Source organism: Sphingobacterium composti (assembly GCF_009829075.1).
GTDB lineage: Bacteria > Bacteroidota > Bacteroidia > Sphingobacteriales > Sphingobacteriaceae > Sphingobacterium > Sphingobacterium composti.
Map to the genome: position 1 here is coordinate 14,248 of NZ_WUQZ01000018.1, position 23,283 is coordinate 37,530.

Genomic DNA, 23,283 nt, shown 5'->3' on the forward strand with positions numbered 1-23,283 from the left:
ATATACAAGTAATTATGGCAAAGAAGAAAAAATTTGGTTTCAGCATCAATACATTAATTAATTGGGGTGCATCAGTGGTTATTGTAGGATTAATGTTTAAAATTCTTCATTTCAAAGGTGGGGAATGGATGATTGGAATTGGATTGGCAGTTGAAGCGTTGTTATTTTTCATAATGGGCTTTATGGCTTCAGAGAAAGATGTTGATTGGACTCGTGTATATCCAGAATTGGACGAAGAATTCTCTGGTGAATTGCCAACACGAAGTGTGCAAGCCCCAGCAATTGCTCAGCCTGCAGCAATTGGAAATACTGCTGCTTTAGATAAATTATTGCAAGACGCTAAAATAGATGAAAATTTAATTGGAAACTTAGGTGATGGTCTTCGCGCATTTGGTGACAAGGTTGCGTCTATTTCCAAAGTAGCTGATACGGCTACCGCTACTAATCAATTTGCGGACAAATTAAATGCCGCGTCAACAGGAGCTTCCCAATTAAGTCATGCATTCGAGCGTGCAGCTGCAGATTTGCAGACTTTTAATGAAGCTTCGGCTGATATGCAACAGTTTAAGGAGCAAGTTTCAGCGTTTAATAAGAATTTGTCTTCGCTTAATGCGGTGTACGGAAATATGTTGTCAGCGATGAATATCAATAATCGTGCATAATTGTAGTAAAATCTAAGATTTAACGTAGAGAAATTACAAGACATGGCAGGACAAAAGGAAACTCCAAGACAACGGATGATTGGAATACTTTATTTGGTGTTACTAGGGTTAGTAGCATTGAATGTAAGTGATTCCATTTTAGATGCATTTAAGAATTTGGGTAATAGCTTAAGTACTTCTACTCAAAATACACAAACGGGTATTGATAATATGTTTTTGTCTTTTAGAGAGACAAAATTGAAGGAAAATCCAGAAAGAGCACAGCCAATATTACAGAAGGCAGAACAAGCACAAGCGTTAGTCGCAAAATTAACTGCACAAGTGGCAGAATATAACAAGTTGCTTGCGTCTGAAGGTGGAGGAGTTGATGAGGAAACAGGAGATGTAAAATTCAGAAGCAGCACAGATATTTCTGCGCGTTTAATGATTAATGAAAAAAGAGGAAAACAACTTCGTGACTTAATTAATCAGACTTCTGCTGAGCTTAAAAAATTAACAAACAATGAAGTAAGCTTTGCATTAGCTGCGGAAGATCCAGCTCCACGAGGCGGAATTAGGAAATCATGGGAAGAATCGAACTTTGGTGATGGAATTCCATTGACAGCAGCCATTACTGCATTAGAAAAAATTAATGCAGATGCAAAAAATGCGGAATCAGCGGTGGTGAAGCATATTTTTGGAAAAATGGATCAAGCTGTGGTAAACTTAGATAAGTTTGCAGCAGTGGCAGTAGCGCCAACTTCTTATTTGATTGCTGGTCAGCCTTATACAGCTAAAGTTTTTTTGACAGCTTATGATTCAAAATCAAATCCAAAAATATCTGTAAATGGATCGTCAATTCCGGTTACAGATGGTCAAGGAACTTATTCTTATACACCAGGAGTAGGAACGCATACCTGGAAAGGATCAATTTCTGTGCAGCAAACTGATGGTACTGTAAAAATATATGAGACAGAGCCTATGACATTTCAGGTGTCACAACCTTCTGCTGTAGTATCTCCTGATGCAATGAATGTAATGTACATTGGCGTTGATAATCCATTGTCTATTTCAGCACCAGGTGTACCTGCTGAATCGCTTAAATTGTCAGGGTCTGGTGTTACATTGAATGCGAGAGGTGGTGGAAAATTCACCGCACGTGTTTCTAGTCCAGGTGAAGTAACATTAAATGTTAGTGCGACTATTGATGGTAAAACACAAAATTTGGGTGTTTCAAAATTCCGCGTAAAGCGTATTCCAAAACCTACTGCAAAAATTGGTGGTAAAGATGGTGGTCGAATTTCTGCAGCGCAATTGAGAGGGCAGTCTGTTGTTTCAGCATCATTAGAAAATTTTGATTTTGATGCTAAATTTCAAGTGACTAAATTTAATATGTATATCAGTAAGCCTCGCGTAGATCCTATTGGACCTTACGCAGCTTCAGGAAATAGTTTTAGTGGACAAATGAAATCAGCATTATCAGGAATTACTGCAGGTTCAGTAGTTATGATTTATGACATTGTGGGGGTCGGGCCTGATGGTGTCGCTCAGAATTTGAATGCTATTACATTTCAAGTAACGAACTAATAGAATTTATATTCTATGAAAAAGAATTTTTTTACATTAATAATTGGTATAGTTACTACACTCGCAGTAAATGCACAAGTGGAAAACTTATCCAATAGTACGAAGCCAGTTCATGAAAAGGAACCTCCTGTGGATGGTTATGTAGTGAAATCTGATGTAGAGAATCGCAAGGTTATACCTTACGCTCCTATTCGTCAGACGGATGTGGCATTTAGCAAGCGTATATGGCGTGAGATTGATTTACGCGAAAAGATGAATCAAGCTTTTGCTTCTCCTAAGGCGCGCCTTATGGATATTATAGTAGAAGCTATTCAGAATGGTGAATTGACAGCTTATGATCCTACGCCTACGAAGAATGATCCTAATGGCGATAGTTTCAAGAATATTTTGCCAATAGATCAAGTAATGGCTAGATTGGGTGGTGATAGTGTATTGGTAGAGCAATATAACGAAAACAATGAAGTTATTGGCTCACACTACGAAATGCGCGACTGGAGTGGCGAAAGTGTTTTGAAATTCAGAATTAAGGAAGATTGGATTTTTGATAAACAAAGAGCTGTATTTGAACCAAGAATTATTGGAATTGCGCCATTAATTACACCTCAAATACCAGGAGCAGAAGTGTTTACTTCGGCGACTACTGCTACACCTGCGGCAAGTAATGTTGATCCATTCGATCCATTTGCAGTACAGTCGCAAGAGCAAGAAGCAAATTCTTCAAATCAGCCACAAGCTCCTGTTGCAGCAGCACCTGCAGTAGATAACTTTGGCCCACAGGTAGATGCTACTCCTGCTTTTTGGATTTATTTTCCAGAAGCACGACACGTTTTTGTGAATAAAGAGGTTGTGAATCGCCATAGTGATGCTACAGGCTTGAGTTATGATGATGTCTTTATAAAACGTTTATTTTCAAGTTATATAATTAAGCAGTCTAATTCAGAAGATTTACGTATTAAAGATTATATCAAAGACGATATTGATAGGTTATTAGAATCGGAACGTATCAAAAAAGCGTTAATGGATTATGAGCAGGACCTATGGTCTTACTAATTGGTGATTTGAATCACTAGAAAATATAAAATATTTCTACAAATTTGGTCGTGTATTTTATGTCTATTGTATATAGATATAAAATATGGAAAGAGTTAAAAATGTAGAAATATTTTTTTTTATGTTTGTACATACTTGGTAAAAAACTAAAAGCTTGTGAAACTAAAATCTGTTGATAGCATTTCTGGAATTACTCCTAATGATTTTGTTAGAGATTATCTAAACAAAAGTCAGCCAGTGATCTTGAAAGACTTTATTAGTAAGGATAGTGCTTGCTGGTCAAAATGGAGCTACGACTATTTCAAGGAAATAGCCGGTGATGTCAAAATTGATGTTTACGGTAAAGAAGAAGAGGGACAGAACTATGCCGCAAGTCCTCCAGTAGGAAAAATGACTTTCGGGCAGTATTTGGATAAAATAAGCTCAGAACCTACCGAACTACGATTATTCTTATTCAATTTATTGAAGATTCGTCCTGAATTGAAAAAGGATGTTATTTATAACGATGTGACAGGAGGAAAGGTTTTGCAAGGTTTGCCTTATATGTTTTTTGGTGGAGAAGGCTCTGCAACACGTAATCACTTCGATATTGATATGTCGCATGTATTTATATCTCAATTTCAAGGTTATAAGCGTATTTGGTTGTTCCCCAATGACCAATCAGATCTAATGTATAAATTACCTTACAATTTTCATAGTATCGCCAATCTGAAAACTAGCAGTCTGGAGGAATATCCAGCATTGAAATATTTGGAAGGATATGAAGTAATTATCGGTCCTGGTGAGACATGTTATATGCCTGCAGGATGGTGGCACTATATCCAATACGAAACAGAAGGTTATTCTATTTCGGTACGCGCCTTAGCCAATTCTTTGGGTGAAAAATTAAAAGGTGCTCGCAACTTATTTATTACGCGTCATTTTGATGACACCATGCGTAAAATTTTTAAGGACAAATGGTTGCATTACAAAATAGACAGAGCTCGTAAACGTGCCGATAAGGCAATGAAGAAATATAAGTAAACAAAAATGGTCGAATTCTATTCGACCATTTTTGTTATTCAAACACTTCGTCCTCCTCTTTCATAGCATTACGGTAAAATAGAGTGTATGGGTCAGATTCATAAATATGTGCTTCAGGATTGTGCTTAAAAGGAATTTCAGGATTGAAAATTTCTTCTAATGTTGTTTTTAAAAATTTAACAAATTCTTCTTTTTGTTCGGCTAAAAATTCATCTTGCATCACAGCACCACGACTTCCGTAAAATATAGTTCCTTCTTCACGCATTTTGCGAGCTACGTAAAGGTTCGGTTCTAGATTGTTAATTCCAGTTTTTTGTTCAAATACATAAGCGTAGAAAAGCGTTTGCACTAAGGCTTTGTTTTCTGTATTTGCTGCAAAAACTTTATCAATAGAGGAGAATTTCACCACATCAGCACCGGTTTTGTAATCTACAATGCGTGTCTTGACTTCACCCAAATCGGTTACAACCTCATCTACACGGTCAATGATACCATAGATTTGTACGTTTTCCTCTTTACCATTTACATGGATTGAGAAGTCAAGAACATAATCTTCGTCATTTTCTAATTCGATAATACGGAAAGACTGATAGTTATCGGCATCGTATTCCAAATACATTTTGACATATTCGCTCGCAATCTTATGCATGATGCGTTGCAAACTATTTAGTTCTTTTAATTCGGTAATCTCAACTCCGTACTGCTTAGCTATTTCGAGAATGATAAGTGTATCAACTTCATTGATTTTATCTCTTAGTACTTGAGTTGAAGTAAACTCTTTCAGACCTTTATATGGTTTCAGAATAGTTTCCATCACATTGTGAATGACTGTACCCAATACATTCATCTCGAATTCTTGTGAAATACGTGGTGGTTCTTTAATTTCAGCCACATGCTTAAAAAAGAATTGCAAGGGCGACAACAAATAAGTAGTTAATGCTGTTGCCGAAATTTTGGCTTTGCCATCTATATATTTTGCGCGCATTGTCTCCCACACTTTTCTTGTTTTGGGAATAATGAGTTCTTCCTCTTTTGGCGGAAATAGGATAGGTTGCTGTTGTTGTCTTTTAATAAATTTGAACTTACTTTCAAATTCTAGCTGACGAATAAATCTACTTTCTTCGCCTGTGCTACTTTCGTCTACAATGCTGTTGTAGAATAAATGAATACCTGTACTATATTGCAAATGGCGATAGAATAAGTAAGCCGAAAGGGCATCTTGATTTTCCAAAATAGGTAAGCCATATGCTCTACGTAAAGTATTGGGTAGAAATGTCGGAGAGCTTGAAGTTTTAGGTAAAATGCCTTCATTCGCTCCTAAAACATATACATTATCAAAATTTAGACATCGGCTTTCGAGCAACCCCATGATTTGTAATCCATTCAACGGGTCACCTTCGATAGCCGAATTAATAGGCGCAATTGCTTTTCGGATTAACCCAATTTGAAAGAGAATACTCAATTCAGGAATCTTCTCAAAACCTAGATGCAATTGGTTCAAAACTTTTTTGGTTTCAATCAAGAGATTGGCATCAATTTGCTTAATTTGGGAATCAAGTGCTAATGAGACGAGCAGCTCATCCAACAAATGTATCAAGGTCGCAATGACTTCTTTCGAAGAATTCAATGGTCTGAAGAAATGTGGTAATACAGCGTTTTTTACATTGATATCCTCAATATTGATTTCAAAAAGTTGTTTATCCGCTATGAACTTTTGTAGTTCTGTTTTTTCTTTGCTACTAACTTTTGTAAGTGGATTGTTTAAGTAAGTTTCTACTTCTTGATATGTAACTTTAGTTTTTTTGAGGTGTGAAATTTGTTCATGCACACGCATCCATAAATCCAGAATTCCAAATATCGGTGATTGTGTCAACGGAAAACCTGTCGTAATATTGACTTTAACATTGGGCAAACTTTGCAACAATGGAACCAATAAAGATTCATCAGCCAATAGAATTGCCGAAGTATTACCTTCTTTTTCATTTTCTACTAAAACATCGTGAAGTAGTTTAGTTTGACTCACTTTTCCTGTTGAAGCATATAGATGAATGTTGTCTTCACGCGAACCAATAATATTAGGAGCTTCGCCCAATGCATTTTGTAGTCCTGTTTGGAAAATATTTCTTCGGATAAATAAGCCTGCTTCTTGCTGTTTGTCCTCTAAGTAATAAGCATCAGCATCGAAATAGAACAAGGCCTTATCTTCTTCTTGCCATTGTTTGAACAATTTTGCTTCTGCATTATTCAGGGCATTGAATCCTACAAAAAGTGTTTTTTGGAAGGGCTGTACCAATGCTTTGGAATCCAAAATACCATCAGCTAGCTGTCTATATAATGTTGGATAATTAGTTTGATTCTGCTCCGTGAGTTTTTGTTTGAATGCACGATACAATATAGGAAGTCTTTTCCATAGTTTTAAAAAGCGTTCCTGCACACCTGTGTGACCAGCAATACTAAACGATTGCCAAAACTGCCGAATGAAATCTTGCTGTTCCTTGGTCAAATGCTGAAACTCAATATCGATTTTGCTCGTATCGTACAATTCCATATAGATATGATCGATATTTACTAAATCATAGTCTAATTGTCCAAAGTCACTCAATATGATTTCTGCGATAGGATAAAATTCTTCTAGCGTTTCGGGTTGGAGACCTTCTTTCGCCAAAAGTTCATTGTGCAATTCATACAGATAAAAGAATTGTGTCAATTGGCTCACTTGTTCAGCTTCTGAAGCCAAACTGACAAACTCTTGAATAGTAAAAAATTGTGGCGACCATATCGCATGGCCAAACGTATCTGCAAGATGTTTCTTGAGGTAAGTTATAGGACGTTTATTGTTAAATACTATCGCTATTTCGGATAGGTTTTTTCCAAAGCGTTGTTTAATGTCTTCTGCTACTAGTGCTAAAAATGCTGTATTCATATGTTGAATCAACTTTGTTTTCTTAAGCCCTCATGCCGGGCAGGCAATTACTTTTTTCCACAAAAAGTAATCAAAAACTCGTCGCTGAAAAATTTTGCACGAAGTCTCTTCCTTATTGCAAACGCAAAATTTTGTAAGGCGACATTTGTCGGAACTACTTCGGTTTCTTGTTTATTTTACTTCCATTAAATCATTGGATTTAGCATAGAATAGAAATCCTCTGATATTTTTATAGCCCAAATTTTGTAAGGCATTCATGTATTGGTCGACCTGTGTCTTATGCTCGATATAGTTGTCGCCAGTAAATTTGAAATCCAAAATTATTGTTTCATCCTCCTTCGTGAATACCTTGTCCGGACGCAATGTGCGTCCATCAGCGGTGATTATAGCGGCTTCATTCCAAATCTTATAATCTCCCGAAAGCCATTGATTAATTTGCGGATGATGCCAAATTTGGTAGATTTCTTTTTCAAGCAAATCTTTGTTTTCTAAGGCTAAAACACCTTCGTCAATATACCTTGCTATGATTTTCTGAATATCGGACTCTTTAGAAGCTTCAGCCATGACTTCGTGTGCTAGAATACCATATTGAGATGCTTTTTCGAGCATCAGAATAGTATTAATCGTACGTTTGCTGTTCTTATCTAACGCATTTTCCATTGCGACTGAAATCGGATAATGTGACAAGGCTATTTGTCCTTCGGCGTTTGAATCTTCCTTATTTTCCTTTTTGACAATGTTGTCTACTGCCAATTTATTTTCTTCCAATTGGAATGGTGCATTCGAATGGTCCAATACTTGATAAATGACATCTGAAATCAAATCGTCACAAATTTTTGCTTCTCCAGTTTTCTTATCTGTAGCAAAAGCTGGTGCTGTAATATAAATATGTTCTACAGCGCGTGTCGTTGCTACATATAATGTATTCAACGAATCCATGTAGTTGAATAGTTTTTCGTCGAAATATTGTTGGTAAAATATAGATTTTCCAACAGAAGAACTGTATTTAATAGGAATTCTACCCAATTGACCAAATGGTGTATTTTCTGTATTTATCCAAAAATCACCATTGGTCATACCATCCAACGTCCACGAGCAAAATGGAATCATGACTACATCATAAGCCAATCCTTTAGATTTATGAATGGTCGTGACCTCAATAGCGTTTACCTTACCATTTGACGGCAATACAGCTTTATTGCCATCTTCGTCCCAGAATTCCAAAAACTGATTGATGCCGCGTTCACCATTTGCGGTGAAATTGCCTACAATATCTTTGAAGGTTAAGATGTATGGCAAATGCACATTGTTTTCGCTCGTGAAGCCATAAATCTCAATCAACTTTTCCACAAGATGAACTAAAGGCAATTTTTGCCAAGTATTCCAATCTTCAATTAATCTTTCGGGAAGTAATGTTTTTAAATTTTCAATCTTATTTTCTTTGAAAAGAAGCCATGCATTTGGGTCAAAAGAGGTTTGATTTTGGATGATTTGATACAGATAAACCATGCGTGCATGATGAATGACATGCTTGTCACTGTTATAAACAAACGCTTTCAAGGATTCGACCAGAAGATTGATGGCGTCGTTGGAAGCCAAAGACAGGGCATCTCCAGAAATTACATCAAAACTTATACCTGTAGCGTTTTTGTATTCCATCAGCTTTTGAATAAGGAGCATCGCTTGCTTGTTACTTCTTACTAAAATTCCAATCTGTTTGGCTTCATAGCGCTTTGTTGAAATCCATTCGCCAACTTTTTCACAAAGTCGCTCGATGGATTCTTCTTGAGCTTGATTTGCCCGCCAGCGATTATCATCTACTGGTATGTACTCAATTTCGATTGAACCTTGATTTGAATTGTCATTTAATTTGAAGTCTGGAATTTCCTGCCCACTATTTTCATAAGCACGTACTAGCATGCTATCATTCTGCGCTTGACGCCACCAACGCAATCCTTCTTCTGATAATTCGGTTTGTGCTGCATCATTCAATACATTTTGCAAATGTGTTGGTATCGTTTGGTACAAATAATTATTGAATCGAATAATGTTTGGAAGACTACGGAAATTAGTTTCTAGATTTCCATTTTCGATAAAATGCTTTTTTCCTTCTTCATCCAAATGAAAATTTTGTGTGACTTGTTCTTCTACTTGTTGCAACAGAATGCGCCAATCACCATTTCGCCATCGGTAAATGCTTTGTTTAACATCTCCTACAATCAAATGCTCATTTTGTAATCCTTCGGTATTACTTAATGCATTTAACAATAAGGGGCTGTAGTTCTTCCATTGTATACGTGAAGTGTCTTGAAACTCATCAAACAGGAAATAATTATAGCGATTGCCAATTTTTTCCCAAATAAATGTTGGATCATTATGTGCATCCAATCCCAACTTATTCAGCAATATTTGTGAATCCGAAATTAGTTGCGCGCTGTTTTCTTTCCGCCATACACTCAATAAATCCGACATCTCTTTGAGTAAGCGCAAATAATACAGATTTCCTTGAACAGCCTTATAAGCAATGTATGATGGAAATAGAGCAAATATTTGATTAATCTTATCAAGAATCAATTTAAAAGAATTGATTAAATCATATCTTATTTCTTTCTTTTTAGAACAAAATACCTCATCATAATTATTTAGTGCAAGTAACTTATCAAATATCTCTTCTTGAATCTTAGAAGGAGATAATTTTGCTGGTTCGACTTTAATTCTATAAGCTGTGAATATCTTATTATTTTTTCCCTGTTTTAATTCTTCAGGGTCTGCTCCTGAAGTTTCGACTGTATTTTTATATTCTTTGAGTATTTCAGAAAGAATTGATTCAAACTCTTGCGTTTTATCAAAAATCTCTTTGTTCAGTAAATTAAAAACCTGATTGGTGTCTGCAGAAGCTAATGCTCCGTCAAATTCTTGAAAATTTTCCGAGAATATCAAACCGGCTAATTGACTCAATTGATTGCGATAATTCCAGTTCTCATTGTTAGCTATTTTCTTTTCGGCGTAACCGATAATCCATTCCAATAATTCGGGTTTTTCATCCAACAGTTGATTCAGCATCATAGTCAAATCCGCTTTGACCTTGTTGGTATTCATTTCGATTTTATATCCTGCATCCAAATTCAATTCATACGTAAAAGAACGGATAACCTTTTGAGAAAAGCCATCAATCGTACTAATCGTAAAATGACTGTAATCGTGCAAAATTCTCCGGTAGACGCGATGTGCTTTTTCTTGAATCAAGTGAGCTGACCATTTTGGATTTTTATCCAACAACAATTTTCTGAAACTCTCAATTTTATCCGATTTATCTCCTGTAGCCAAACCTTGCAAAACCGAAAGAATACGTTCTTTCATCTCGGCAGTAGCTTTGTTGGTGAATGTAACAGCTAGAATTTCTCTGTAACTGTTCTCATTGGTTAGCAGCAACGTAATATAATGAAGGGTCAGGCTAAATGTTTTACCAGAACCTGCGGATGCTTTCAGAATTTTTAATGGAGCTACATGCGTCATTTTCGAAATATGATTTGGAAGATTGAAAATACACTAAAATCATGGCTTAATCAAACACAATGTGAATTGGTCTCATTTAAAGCTTTTTAGTTTGAAAAAATCTTTTTATCTTTGCGTCCCCTCTTACATGAAGTACGGGGGATATGTTGAATACATAAATAATTACAAAACATGGCAACTAAAATCAGATTGCAAAGACATGGTAAAAAAGGACGTCCTTTTTACCACCTAGTAGTAGCAGATTCACGTGCTCCACGTGATGGTAAATTCATCGAACGTATCGGTTCTTACAACCCAAACACAAATCCAGCGACTATCGTTTTGGATTTTGACAAAGCTTTGGATTGGATGAACAAAGGTGCGCAACCTACAGACACAGCTCGTGCTATCCTTTCTTACAAAGGTGTATTGTACAAAAAACACTTGCAAGGTGGTTTGAAAAAAGGTGCTTTTGATGAGGCTGCTTTAGAAGAAAAATTTGCTGCTTGGACTGCATCTAACGAAGCAAAAATTGCGGGTAAAAAAGACGGTTTAGCAAACACTAAAGAAGAAGCTAAAAAAGCTGCTTTAGTTGCTGAGGCTGCTAAAAAAGAAGCTAAAGCTGCTGCTATCGCTGCTAAAAATGCTCCTGTTGCTGAAGAAGCACCAGCTGAAGAAGCGGAAGCTACTGAAAACACTGAAGAAACTGAAGGTTAATCCTTTCATAAAGTATTCAAATGAGCCGATTCATATTTTGAATCGGCTTTTTTTATAGTGGAGGCCTCTACAGTCTCTTTTATTTTTTAATTTTGTCTTTTTAAATTATAGCATGACAATAGAGGAAAGTTTTTACATCGGATATGTATCCAAGACACGCGGTCTAAAAGGGGAAGTGCAATTGTTTTTCGAATTTGAGGATTACGACGAATTGGATTTGGATGTTATTTTTCTTGAAGTAAACAAAAAGTTAGTTCCTTATTTTGTTGATGCTATCAAATTACAGAAAAATAGTACAGCTTATGCTACATTTGAAGATGTAGACCATATCGATAAAGCGCAAGCGATAGTACGTCGCAAAATGTATCTTCCGAACGACAAAATGCCGGAGCGCGACCCGGATGATTTTCGTTATACGGATTTGGTAGGCTTTTTGGTGATTGATGAAGAGCATGGTGAGTTGGGGGAGATTACAGAAGTCCGTGAAATGCCACAGCAATTTATCGCTACTGTTGATATGGATGGCAAGGAGTTGATGTTTCCGTTGTCCGAAGATTTGATCTTGGATATTGATGCAGAAGAAGAAGTTATCGAAGTTGACTTGCCAGAAGGTTTGGTTGATTTGTATAAAGAGTAAAAAAGGAAGATTTAATCTTCCTTTTTTTGTTTATTAACCTAGATTAATTTTTCTGATTTTATATCTACATATTTTTGAGTATCTTATTACTAATTAAAGCAAGGAGCAGATATGAAACCAGAATTCGAAAATATTTCTTTAGTAAAGAATGAAGAAGCCAAACGATTTCAATTAACCGTTGATGGTTATACAGCTTTTATAGATTACAAAGAAAGAAATGCTGTCATTACACTGATTCATACCGAAAGCCCAGAAGAACTAGCTGGTCGTGGAGTGGCAACCGCTCTTATTGAAAAGACATTAGCTTACATTGAAGAGAAAGCGTATACGTTAGTGCCGTTATGTCCTTTGGTATTTGCCTATATCAAAAGACATCCAGAATGGGTAAGAATTGTACGTGATGATTATAAGGAGAAATTTAAGTAGAATATTTTATGGATGCTAAGTCAGAAGTAAACACGATAAATGCGGAGGTAACAGCTTCAATTGCTGATGTTAAATATATAACCACTATTACCACCTTAGATGGTAAAGAAATTATTGGGGATGAACCCGAATCATTAGGTGGACAAAATAAGGGATTTAATCCTTATGAATTGTTGGCTTCATCATTGGGAATGTGTACTGCTGCAACTTTAAAAATGTATGCTGACCGCAAAGAATTGAATCTTGGTAAAATCGAAGTTAATGTTGAATTGGTGCACAATACAACCGATAGGACAGCAACTTTTAAAAAGTCTATTTCATTTGAAAATAAAGAAATCGAAGAGAAAGATTTGAAAAGATTAATGGCAATTGCGGAAGCGTGTCCAGTCAATAAGTTGCTGTCTAATGAAATTTTGATAGAGACAAGCTTAAAAAACTAAGAATACTAAATTTTTTAAGTTGATCCTTTAGTGTTTTTGTAAATCTTTTTGCAATTAAATTTTAACTTTTCAGTTAATACACCGATATTAGCGAAGCTTATAGAGAAAGGCAGAGGGAATAGACCCGCTGAAGCCTTAGCAACCTGTCACTGTACAAGGTGCTACATTCTACCCCCAATGGGAAAGATAAGTTTTGGATAGACCGTACCTCTGTGTCTTTTCTCTTGGCCTAAAACGAAAAGATTAATCATGAAAATCGTAGACCATATCAAAAACGCGAACGGGAAAACTTTGTTTTCTTTCGAATTATTACCTCCTGCAAAAGGTCAAGGCATCCAAAGTATTTTCAATACAATGGATTCACTGATGGAATTCAATCCTCCTTTTATCGATGTTACTTATCACAGAGAAGATTACTTGTACAAGCAACACGATAATGGGTTGCTCGAACGTGTGGCTTATCGCAAGCGTCCTGGTACTGTGGCTATTTGTGCGGCAATAATGAATAAATACAAAGTGGATGCAGTTCCTCATCTGATTTGTGGTGGTTTTACGAAAGAAGAAACGGAAAATGCATTAATAGATTTAGATTTCTTGGGAATTGATAATGTTTTGGTTTTACGAGGCGATGCACGTAAAGGAGATGCGGATTTTATTCCTACTCCGGGCGGTCATGCTTATGCAACAGATTTATTAGAACAAGTATCTGATATGAACAATGGAAAATACTTGCATGAGGATATCGAAAACAGTTCAAAAACTAATTTCTGTATTGGCGTGGCAGGTTATCCCGAAAAGCATTTTGAAGCGCCCAACTTTAATACGGACTTCAAGTATTTGAAGAAAAAAGTAGAAATGGGAGCTGAATTTATTGTAACTCAAATGTTTTATAACATTGAGAAATACAAAGAATTTGTGGTAAAATGCCGTGAAAACGATATTCATGTTCCTATTATTCCAGGATTAAAGCCTTTGACGACGAAGAAGCAATTGATTGCTCTACCAAAAATTTTCCACTTGGATATTCCAGAGGAATTAAGTGATGCGGTAGAAGCTTGTAAAAACAATGCGGACGTACAGAAAGTGAGTACAGAATGGATGGTCAATATGTGTAAGGAATTGATTGATTTTGGTGTGCCGGTATTGCACTTTTATACTATGAGTAATCCAGGTCCTACAAAACGAATAGTAGAAAAGTTGGTATAACATATTAAGGAGGTCAATGACCTCCTTTTTTGAATATATTTTTTATCCTTTTTTGACTTCTTTAGCCCACGAATCTTTTAAAGTAACTGTTCTGTTGAAAACCAAATTTTCTGGAGTTGATTTGGTGTCCAAATTGAAATATCCTAAACGGATAAATTGATATCCTTTTCCTGGGACAGCATTTGCCAAGTCAGGTTCTATATAAGCCTTTGGAATAATTGTCAAACTATTTGGATTCAACGAAGCTTTGAAATCTTCTTCAGCTGCTGGGTTTTCCACTTGGAAGAGACGGTCATACAAACGTACTTCCGCTTCTTTGGCGTGAGCCGTAGAAATCCAGTGGATCGTTCCTTTTACTTTCAATCCTGATGTATCTTCGCCAGATTTTGAATTTGGAATGTAGTTACAGTGAACTTCTGTTACATTTCCATTCTCGTCCTTTTTGAAGTCGTGACATTCTACAATATATCCGTGCTTCAAACGTACCGAAAGACCAGGACCTAGACGGAAGAATTTCTTTGGAGCATCCTCCATGAAATCTTCGCGTTCTATCCACAATTCTTTTGTGAAAGGAATGATGCGCGAACCTTCGCCACCTTCTACTTCTGGATTATTTTCGCCAACTAAATCTTCTACTTTTCCATCAGGATAGTTCGTTATGATTAATTTAATCGGGTCTAATACCGCCATTCTACGCCAAGCTGTTTTATTCAAATCCTCACGGATACAGAATTCTAACAAACTCACGTCAATCATATTTTCGCGTTTTTGAACGCCGATACGTTCTGCGAAATTGCGAATACTTGCTGGCGTATAACCACGACGACGTAATCCTGATATCGTAGGCATACGTGGATCGTCCCAACTTTCTACATGACCTTCATTTACCAATTGTAATAATTTACGCTTGCTCATGACTGTATAAGTCATATTCAGACGTGCAAATTCATATTGTTTAGAAGGGAAAATTTCTAGTTGCTCAATCAGCCAATCGTATAATGCACGGTGCGGAATAAATTCCAATGTACATACAGAATGCGTGATTTTCTCGATAGAATCTGATTGACCGTGTGCAAAATCATACATCGGATATATGCACCAATCATTTCCTGTGCGGTGATGATGAGCATGCTTGATGCGATAAATTATCGGATCACGCATATGCATATTTGGGTTTCCCAAGTCAATTTTAGCACGTAAGACTTTTTCACCGTCTTGGTATTTACCTTCACGCATTTCTTTGAATAACCTCAAGTTCTCTTCTATAGATCTGCTGCGATAAGGTGTTGGTACGCCTGGTTCAGTAGGTGTACCCTTTGCTGACGCAATTTCTTCTGCTGTACTATCATCGACATAAGCTAAGCCATTCTCGATAAGTTTGATAGCATATTCGTATAGTGTTTCGAAATAATCGGATGTATATAGTTCTTCAGCCCATTGGAAGCCTAACCACTGTATATCTTTCTTGATGCTTTCCACATATTCTGTGTCTTCCGTTACAGGATTTGTGTCATCAAAGCGAAGGTTTGTCTTGCCATTATATTTTTGTGCCAATCCGAAGTTAAGGCAGATGGATTTGGCATGGCCAATATGAAGATAGCCATTCGGCTCAGGAGGAAATCTTGTCAATACACGACCATCATGTTTTCCAGTTCGAAGATCTTCTTCGATGATTTCTTCAATAAAATTTAATGATTTTTCTTCCTCTATCATGAAGCAAAGTTACTTATATATCGTTAAATATAGGAATGTTGAGCGTAAAATATATCTGTAATTGCACTAATAAATCTAAAATACTTTTATAAATTAGAACATGAAATTTCCGCAAGCCTTAAGATATTGGATTTTGTTAATCTGTAGTCTGCCTTTATTGCTTTTAGCTAAATCGCCTAAGCCAAAAATTTTGATTTATGGCAGTACGATGGAGGCCTATGTTGCTGCATTGCAGTCCGCTGCTTCTGGTGTTCCCACTTTATGGGTGAATCCTCAGGGATATGATTTTGGAAAAGATCAAAAACAGGTCGGTGAAGAAAATACATCTTCTTTGCTAGATGGCGGTGTAATTCATCAATTTATAAAATCAGAAGTTCAGACTACTGATTCGACAGCATTATTTCAGCAGAGGGGTAAATCGCAGTCATATCAAATACTCAGTCCAGATAATTTACTTTTTACGTCAGTTGCAAACGTAGACGTGGTTCAGATCAAACGTGGGAAAAATTGGTCGATTTCATTATCAAATAAGCAAAAGTTTGATGTAGTAACTGTATTGGATGCGAGTGTTAATCGGCAGTTGATGCAGAAAACAACTTTAAAAGACATACCTTCTTTTAAATATAAGAATGCGAAAGACATCACGCTAGCTGAATCTCGTGCTGTAGTTTTTTTAGGTGTGATTGGAGAAGATGTTTATGCATCAACACTGCCTGATATTCTAACTCAGAAAGAAAATTTCTATGTAGCTGATGTGAGTGGCTTAAAAGTAGAATTGTCAAAATCTTTCAGAATGAGTTACGCACAGGTAATGGGTGCTATTGCGGGATATTGTGCTTTTTTCAAATCAACCGCTGATAAGGTCGATCTTCGTACCTTGCAAAATGAACTCTTGATGTTTAGAGCTAGATTGCTACCAGCAATTGATGTGTCAGTTCAGGATAAGAATTTTATTTCGTTACAACGTGCCTACTTATCAGGTATTTTGCCAACACGAGTTCTAGACGGACAGCCCATATTTGATTTAAAAGATTCAGTTCGTGTCTCTGATATTAAACCCATTATAAACCAATTTTATTCGCGGGCACAGTTGTGGTTTGTAGATAATAATCCTGAATATCTTACGCTAAAAGATGCATTAAATCTAATAAAATTTACAGCTTTTCGTGGTGAAGAATTAGATGTTGAAGTAAAGAATAAGTGGAATAAAGAATTAACTTTCGAAGGAGATTTTGATCCTTCAAAAGTTATTTCTCGTTATGAATTTGCGGTGTTATTTGATAGATACGCTTCGCCTTTTGTGAAAAAGGTAAGTCAAGACGGGGCTACTATATATCGTTAGTCAGTGATATTCAGTAATCGATCTCTTAATAAGAGACAAGCGCCATAAGAAGCTAAGTTTTCATTTTTAAATGATAAAATAATCTTAGTGTCTCTATTTACAGTGGATAGTGAATATTTATTTACTGCATTTTTTAGCGGTAAACTTAAGTATTCCTCAGACTTAGCAACTACACCTCCGATTATAATTAATTCGGGATTGAATATATTTATTAAAGAAGCGATACCTCTCCCTAATTTGTCTCCAATATGATTTATAGCCTCAATGCAAAGGTTGTCATCTTTTTTCGCTGCTGCTATAATATCGTTAAGTTTAATGTCTTCTAATTTTTTAAATTTTTTGGTAAGACTACTTGTGGCGCCATTATTGATTTGTTCAGTTACTAGACGAATTAATGCATAGCCTGATGCTTCTGTTTCGAGACACCCTTTTTTACCGCATTTACAAATGATGTCGTTGTCGAAAATTGAGATGTGTCCGAATTCACCAGAAAACCCTGATTTCCCATAGTATAGCTGTCCATTAATCATAATTCCTAGTCCAATACCGTTGTCCACATTTACAAAAAGAGCGTCTTTTTCTTCTGAAAGAATTCCGCTGCTGAACTCCGCATAAGACAACGCTTTTGTGTCATTTTCTAGGAATGTTGGGATACCAATATTTTCCTCAAAGAATTTTGATAAAGGATCTTCATAAAAATTGAAATAAGAATAAGAATATCCTGTTCTGTAATTAATTCGACCAGACAAGTTAATACCTATTCCCAAAATTTTAGCTTTTAGGATATTATGTTTGTCAATAAATTGATTTATTTCTTTACAGATGGCTAATAGCGATTCTTCATTGTTTTCAAGCACATAAGGGATATTATCCTTTTTGGAGACAATATCTTTCTTCATATTGATCATTGAAATGCTGAGGTTTTCACTGCCAACCTGCACACCTATAAAATATGCGGAGTTTGCGACTAATCCATATGTATTTGGTTTTCTACCTACAGCGGAGGTGGATTTTCCGTAATCTTTTACTAACTCATCTTCAGAGAGTTCAGTTATGCACTCGTTTATTTTGGGGATACTGATATTAAATTCTTTGCTCAATTCTGCAATGGTAGCCGTTTCATTCGTAGCAAAATAGGCTAGTATTTTTTTCTTTAGTCGAATATTTTTATAGGCGACTCCATTTTTAGTTGCCTCATGAATATCTTTAAAAAAGTTAGATGTCATATAAATTATTGGCTAAATCTTTATTTATTCAAGTTTACGGAATATTGATCGTATTTGTAAAAATTTTTAATAACTAAATTTTAATAATTGATTTTTTTTAAATATAATTGAAAACTTTTTTGTAGCTAAAAGCTAATTTATAGTAAATCTAGATTATTTTTAGTTGAAAACCTAATTTTGGTTTACAGAATCATAACATAACTAATATTCTAAACGGTGAAAAACGAATCCACTAAAAAGTCAATCCATCCAATATCTTGGATACCTACCACTTGGTTTGCAATGGGCCTTCCATTTGTGGCTCTGTCTGGTGCAAGTTCTATTATGTACAAAAACTTAGGTGTATCAGATGCGCAGATTGCATTTTGGACATCTCTTATAATGTTACCATGGACCTTAAAGCCTTTTTGGGGACCATTTTTAGAGCTTTATAAAACTAAAAAATTCTTTGTTTATGTAACGCAGATTTTTACTGGTATTTTATTTGGGTTAGTAGGTCTGACGCTGCAGTTAGATCATTTTTTTAGTTTTTCAATAGCAATTCTTACTATCATAGCTCTGAGTGCTTCTACTCATGATACTGCAGCTGATGGAGTGTATCTAAATGAATTGGATGCTAAAAACCAAGCAAAGTATGTTGGTTGGCAAGGAGCCTTTTACAATATCGCAAAGGTATTTTCTGGTGGGGTACTGGTCTACTTAGCTGGTGAATTAGAGCAAAAAATTGGTATTAGCAACGCGTGGATGGTGGTCATGTTCTGCTATGGTGTACTAATGATTGGGTTGGGTATATATAATGCTAAAGCATTGCCAAATTCCCAACAAGAAGCTAAAACAACTTCATTGAAAGAAGGATTTGAAACACTTAAGGATGTTATAATTACATTCTTTCAGAAAAAAAATATCTGGTATAGTTTACTCTTCGTAGTTTTCTATCGTTTTGCAGAAGGACAGGCGATCAAGATTATTCCCTTGTTTTTTAAAGCTGATCGTGCTGAAGGTGGTTTGGGGTTAAGCACATCAGAGATAGGTTTATTGTATGGAGTATTTGGTGCGATCGCGTTCGTTTTGGGATCAATTTTGGCTGGTAATTATGTTGCTAAAAAGGGTTTGACACGCAAGACATTACTAACGCTTTGTGCTTGTTTTAATATTCCTTTTGCGGCATATGCTTTCTTGGCGATCTTCGTTCCTACAAATCTAGTGGTAATTGCTACTGCGGTAATTGTTGAGTATTTCGGTTATGGATTCGGTTTTGTCGGTATTATATTATTTACTATGCAAAATATTGCTCCAGGGAAATATAAAATGGCGCATTATGCCTTTGGTAGCGGTCTTATCAATTTGGGTTTTATGTTGCCTTCTATGATTAGCGGTGTTTTGAGTGATTGGATGGGATATAAGGTCTTCTTTGTATGGGTTTTAGTTTCTACTATCCCTGCTTTTATTGTCACTTGGTTAGTGCCTTTGCGAAAACCAGAGGAAGTTGAGGGAGATGATTTGTAGTTCTAATTAATTGTTATTTACTTATAAGATATTTATCTAGATAATTGGCAGTGATCATTTTTAATTTTTCTTAAAAAAGAACTTGTGTTTATAAATAAAATTTTATTATTTAGCTTTTGTTTTCAAAAAGTATATTTTTTTGAACAATAGACGGTAAAATATAATTGCATAAGTAATTTCTTTAGATCGTTTACTAACGTTTAATATTTTGAACCATATACAATGCGTAAAATTTTAGTGCTATTCAGTTTGCTTGTAGGAGTATTAGCCAATGCCTTTTCTCAGCTTAAGACTGATGTCATAATAATAGGAGGAGGTGCCAGTGGGACTATGGCTGCCATTCAAGCTTCGCGATTAGGGGTTAAGTCTATCGTTTTAGAGGAGACGACTTGGTTGGGCGGAATGTTGACTTCTGCTGGGGTTGCGGCTATCGACGGAAATCATAATATGCCATCTGGTTTGTGGGGTGAATTTCGCTCACATTTGTACGCGTACTATGGTGGTCCGAAAGAAGTTGAAACTGGCTGGGTAAGTAATACTTTATTTGAACCTCAAGTAGGTAATCAAATACTGCAGAAAATGGTAGCTGATGAGTCGAATATTAAAGTATTATTTGAATCAAAGTGGAAAGTTGCAGAAAAAAAAGCTAACGGATGGTCTATCTCATATTTGGATGCTAAGAATAAGCTACAAACAGTAGAAGGTAAGGTGTTGGTTGATGCAACAGAATTGGGTGATGTGATGGCTTCGCTTAAAATTCCATATTATTTGGGAATGGATAGCAAAGAGCTGACTAAAGAACCTTTTGCGTTGGATCAAGCAAACGATATTGTGCAAGATTTGACTTATGTTATTACTTTGAGGGATTTTGGTCCAAAAGCAAATAAAACTATTAAAAAACCCAAAAACTACAATAAAGAAGAATTTGCTGGCTGTTGTGATGTTTCTGACCCTGCAACATTCAACCAAGACAATAACGATTGTTTCAAAATGTTGACTTACGGCAGATTGCCAAACAACAGATTTATGATCAACTGGCCCAAAAAAGGCAATGATATTTATCTAAATGTAGTGGAAATGTCTCCTGAAGACCGTGTTAAGGCATTGGAAGAAGCAAAGCAAATGACATTACGTTTTGTATATTATATACAGAATGAGTTAGGCTTTAAGAATTTGGGTATTGACTATGACCAATATCCAACTAAAGATGGTTTTCCAATGATCCCTTATCATAGAGAATCAAGACGTGTGGTGGGTAAGTCTTTGTTTGCATTGCAGCATATTATGACACCTTACGATACTCCAGAAAAATATTATCGTGCTGGTGTGATTGTAGGCGATTATCCTATTGATCATCATCATTACAAATACGGTAACGCACCTGAAATTGATTTTGTAAAAATACGCGTTCCTTCTTATAATGTGCCTTTAGGCGTCTTATTGCCAAAAGATTATGATGGATTAATCGTGGCGGAAAAAAGTATTGGGGCAACAAACATTGTTAATGGTGCTACACGTTTACAGCCTGTAGTACTAGGTATAGGTCAAGCTTCAGGTGTTTTGGCTGCCTTGGCAGTAAAACAAAATAAGCAGCCTTCAGAGGTTTCTATACGTGATGTGCAATCAACGCTTTTGGATAATAAGGCTTATATTATGCCTTACTATGACGTACCTCCGACTGATCCTCAATTCAAAACGCTACACAAAATTGGTGCAACAGGCGTAATGAAAGCAGTTGGTGTTCCTTATAAATGGGCTAATCAAACTTGGTTTTATCCAGAACGTGAAATTAGTGAGTATGAGTTGATTGAGGGATTGCGCTTATACTATCCAGAACTGAATACTGTGTGGACAGCTTCAGGCAAAGCGTTGACTGTACAGGGTTTACAAGATATATTGAAGGAAATTAAACAGGATATCAGTCTTGTTGATTTGAATAACATCTTATCCAAAAATAAGTTAGAAATATTAAAAGACGAAGGTTCAAAAATTAATCGTCGTTATTTATCCGTGATATTGGATTCACATTTACGCTTATTTGAAAAGGAAATTGATCACTCAGGAAATCTAAAATAATTATTTACAATCTACTTATGATTTGTTATAGATTTCCTAAAAGGAATTCTAGCAAATCTTCAAAATCTAATAAAATGAAAAAAATATTTGGTTATGCTGCTTTTATAGCGTTACTAGCTGTCTCTTCTAATTTGAATGCCCAAGATTTTAATAGCCCAAAGGTGTTGGGTAAAGTCGAACAAGCGATAAAAAAAGCGAAAATTGGAAATATTGTTGTTTTAGATGAGTTCTTAACAACAGCTTATCCTGAAGTGAAATATACAAAAGAAGTGTTGCCAGGCCCACAATTCTTAATTTCTGATGACCCTGAATACATTCGTGAAAATGACGCTATCGCAATGCAGGAAAACGTAGCTCCAGGTGCAGTACGTTTGTATGTATATAATGTGAATGGCATAAAAGAGCCTCAGCAAATAAAAACCAAAATTACAGCAGTAATTAAAAACACAGGTAAAGAGAAAATGACTTTGCGTATGCTAAAGTATTCTTCTCAAAAGCCATCATTGAATTATTTTGCTATAGGAAAAAAAGGGCTTGAGGATTTCTTTAATTCTAATGTGGAGAATGATGTAAGATATATTCAGCCGGGTGAGGTAGTTGCTATTGACCCTCAATTGGAAAAGAATATTGTTAGTTATGACGAATTAGTTCATGGTTTTTATGAATTCGTGGTTGATCAACCTGGGCAGATTAGTATTTTGCAGACCTCTCCTGAAAAATCAGGTCCAGAGGCTTACGCACAGATAAAAACTGTGATTCCTAATAGTCATGAAAATGCTGGTCGTGGAATTTTCGGTGTTTCCAACTATAAAATTACTTCTGCCGATACTATCAGTACTGCTAATGGCGTGACGCAATTGGTTATTGCTGATGGAAAATCAGATCCTTGGGTTACAGGCACAGTAGGAGAGAATAAAGATTTTGCGCAAAATGCAGGGAATTATGGTGTGATGTATCATACTAAATTAAAGTGGAAAAGTACAGATGGAAAAGGTTTAGCTCTGGTAACATGGAATTCAAGATCCGCTGACAACAGATGGTGCGGAGGAATGGGCTTGACAATGGACTTAAAAACTGCTGATGGAAAAAGTGTTGTAAGACAGCTTCCATCTGATGTTTTGGTAACTAAAGCTGCTCCTGAAGCAATTTTAGTTGAGATTTATAAACCAGATCCTACAAAAGAAATTCAAGAAATAGAATTTATTTACTCTCCTCCAGGAGCTTCATGTTTACCGACTCCTTTAGTTTTAATTCCTATTAAATTATAATTTATAG

17 protein-coding genes and 1 riboswitch are annotated in these 23,283 nt (G+C 35.9%); of the genes, 13 read left to right on the forward strand and 4 right to left on the reverse strand.

All coding sequences use genetic code 11. The annotated features are described in order from the left end of the window. Positions 1-14: 14 nt before the first annotated feature. From porL to GOQ17_RS11810, 4 genes are all read left to right on the forward strand, one after another. On the forward strand, positions 15-662 hold the full coding sequence (gene porL, locus GOQ17_RS11795; RefSeq protein ID WP_159637617.1) for a type IX secretion system motor protein PorL/GldL: 648 nt from the start codon (positions 15-17) through the stop codon (positions 660-662). Positions 663-704: 42 nt separating this feature from the next. Next, positions 705-2,228, forward strand: coding sequence for a type IX secretion system motor protein PorM/GldM (porM, locus tag GOQ17_RS11800; protein WP_159637618.1), 1,524 nt, complete (start codon positions 705-707; stop codon positions 2,226-2,228). Between the two features lie 15 nt (positions 2,229-2,243). Continuing rightward, positions 2,244-3,278 carry a gliding motility protein GldN gene (locus GOQ17_RS11805; RefSeq protein WP_159637620.1) on the forward strand — a complete coding sequence of 345 codons (1,035 nt, stop codon included), beginning with the start codon at positions 2,244-2,246 and terminating at the stop codon, positions 3,276-3,278. Positions 3,279-3,434: 156 nt separating this feature from the next. Beyond that, positions 3,435-4,301, forward strand: coding sequence for a cupin-like domain-containing protein (locus GOQ17_RS11810; protein WP_159637621.1), 867 nt, complete (start codon positions 3,435-3,437; stop codon positions 4,299-4,301). 34 nt (positions 4,302-4,335) lie between these two features. Here the strand turns inward: GOQ17_RS11810 and GOQ17_RS11815 are convergent, their stop codons facing one another. Continuing rightward, positions 4,336-7,224: a PD-(D/E)XK nuclease family protein gene (locus GOQ17_RS11815; protein WP_159637622.1), complete on the reverse strand. Its 2,889-nt coding sequence runs from the start codon at positions 7,222-7,224 to the stop codon at positions 4,336-4,338. A gap of 171 nt (positions 7,225-7,395) precedes the next feature. Next, positions 7,396-10,740, reverse strand: a complete 3,345-nt coding sequence (locus tag GOQ17_RS11820) for a UvrD-helicase domain-containing protein (protein WP_159637623.1) — start codon at positions 10,738-10,740, stop codon at positions 7,396-7,398. A gap of 171 nt (positions 10,741-10,911) precedes the next feature. Here GOQ17_RS11820 and GOQ17_RS11825 point away from each other — a divergent pair, with 171 nt between their 5' ends. The 5 genes from GOQ17_RS11825 to metF all read left to right on the forward strand — a co-directional run bounded on the left by GOQ17_RS11825 (position 10,912) and on the right by metF (position 14,145). Further along, positions 10,912-11,436 (forward strand): 30S ribosomal protein S16, encoded by a 525-nt coding sequence (locus tag GOQ17_RS11825; protein WP_159637624.1) that lies wholly within the window; start codon positions 10,912-10,914, stop codon positions 11,434-11,436. Positions 11,437-11,548: 112 nt separating this feature from the next. Further along, on the forward strand, positions 11,549-12,073 hold the full coding sequence (rimM, locus tag GOQ17_RS11830; protein ID WP_159637625.1) for a ribosome maturation factor RimM: 525 nt from the start codon (positions 11,549-11,551) through the stop codon (positions 12,071-12,073). A gap of 111 nt (positions 12,074-12,184) precedes the next feature. Continuing rightward, positions 12,185-12,499, forward strand: a complete 315-nt coding sequence (locus GOQ17_RS11835; protein ID WP_159637626.1) for a GNAT family N-acetyltransferase — start codon at positions 12,185-12,187, stop codon at positions 12,497-12,499. A gap of 8 nt (positions 12,500-12,507) precedes the next feature. Further along, a complete protein-coding gene (locus tag GOQ17_RS11840; RefSeq protein WP_159637627.1) occupies positions 12,508-12,939 on the forward strand; it encodes an OsmC family protein in 432 nt (143 codons plus the stop codon). Positions 12,940-13,033: 94 nt separating this feature from the next. After that, positions 13,034-13,132, forward strand: a riboswitch (SAM riboswitch). 56 nt (positions 13,133-13,188) lie between these two features. Beyond that, entirely contained in the window at positions 13,189-14,145 is a 957-nt protein-coding gene (metF, locus tag GOQ17_RS11845) for a methylenetetrahydrofolate reductase [NAD(P)H] (RefSeq protein WP_159637628.1), read from the forward strand. Between the two features lie 42 nt (positions 14,146-14,187). Here metF and GOQ17_RS11850 read toward each other — a convergent pair whose 3' ends face one another. Beyond that, positions 14,188-15,858, reverse strand: a complete 1,671-nt coding sequence (locus GOQ17_RS11850) for a glutamine--tRNA ligase/YqeY domain fusion protein (RefSeq protein WP_159637629.1) — start codon at positions 15,856-15,858, stop codon at positions 14,188-14,190. Between the two features lie 100 nt (positions 15,859-15,958). Here GOQ17_RS11850 and GOQ17_RS11855 point away from each other — a divergent pair, with 100 nt between their 5' ends. Further along, positions 15,959-17,200 carry a hypothetical protein gene (locus GOQ17_RS11855; RefSeq protein ID WP_159637630.1) on the forward strand — a complete coding sequence of 414 codons (1,242 nt, stop codon included), beginning with the start codon at positions 15,959-15,961 and terminating at the stop codon, positions 17,198-17,200. On the opposite strand, the gene GOQ17_RS11860 is transcribed toward GOQ17_RS11855, so the two are convergent. Then, positions 17,197-18,426: an ROK family transcriptional regulator gene (locus GOQ17_RS11860; protein WP_159637631.1), complete on the reverse strand. Its 1,230-nt coding sequence runs from the start codon at positions 18,424-18,426 to the stop codon at positions 17,197-17,199. The two genes, GOQ17_RS11855 and GOQ17_RS11860, sit on opposite strands and share 4 nt — an antisense overlap. A 216-nt stretch (positions 18,427-18,642) precedes the next feature. Here GOQ17_RS11860 and GOQ17_RS11865 point away from each other — a divergent pair, with 216 nt between their 5' ends. The 3 genes from GOQ17_RS11865 (at position 18,643) to GOQ17_RS11875 (ending at position 23,276) form a co-directional block, all read left to right on the forward strand. Then, a complete protein-coding gene (locus GOQ17_RS11865) occupies positions 18,643-19,932 on the forward strand; it encodes an MFS transporter (RefSeq protein ID WP_236537137.1) in 1,290 nt (429 codons plus the stop codon). A 222-nt stretch (positions 19,933-20,154) separates the two neighbouring features. Next, a complete protein-coding gene (locus GOQ17_RS11870) occupies positions 20,155-22,008 on the forward strand; it encodes an FAD-dependent oxidoreductase (protein WP_159637632.1) in 1,854 nt (617 codons plus the stop codon). Between the two features lie 74 nt (positions 22,009-22,082). Continuing rightward, positions 22,083-23,276, forward strand: coding sequence for a copper amine oxidase (locus GOQ17_RS11875; RefSeq protein ID WP_159637633.1), 1,194 nt, complete (start codon positions 22,083-22,085; stop codon positions 23,274-23,276). The last annotated feature ends 7 nt before the right edge of the window (positions 23,277-23,283 follow it).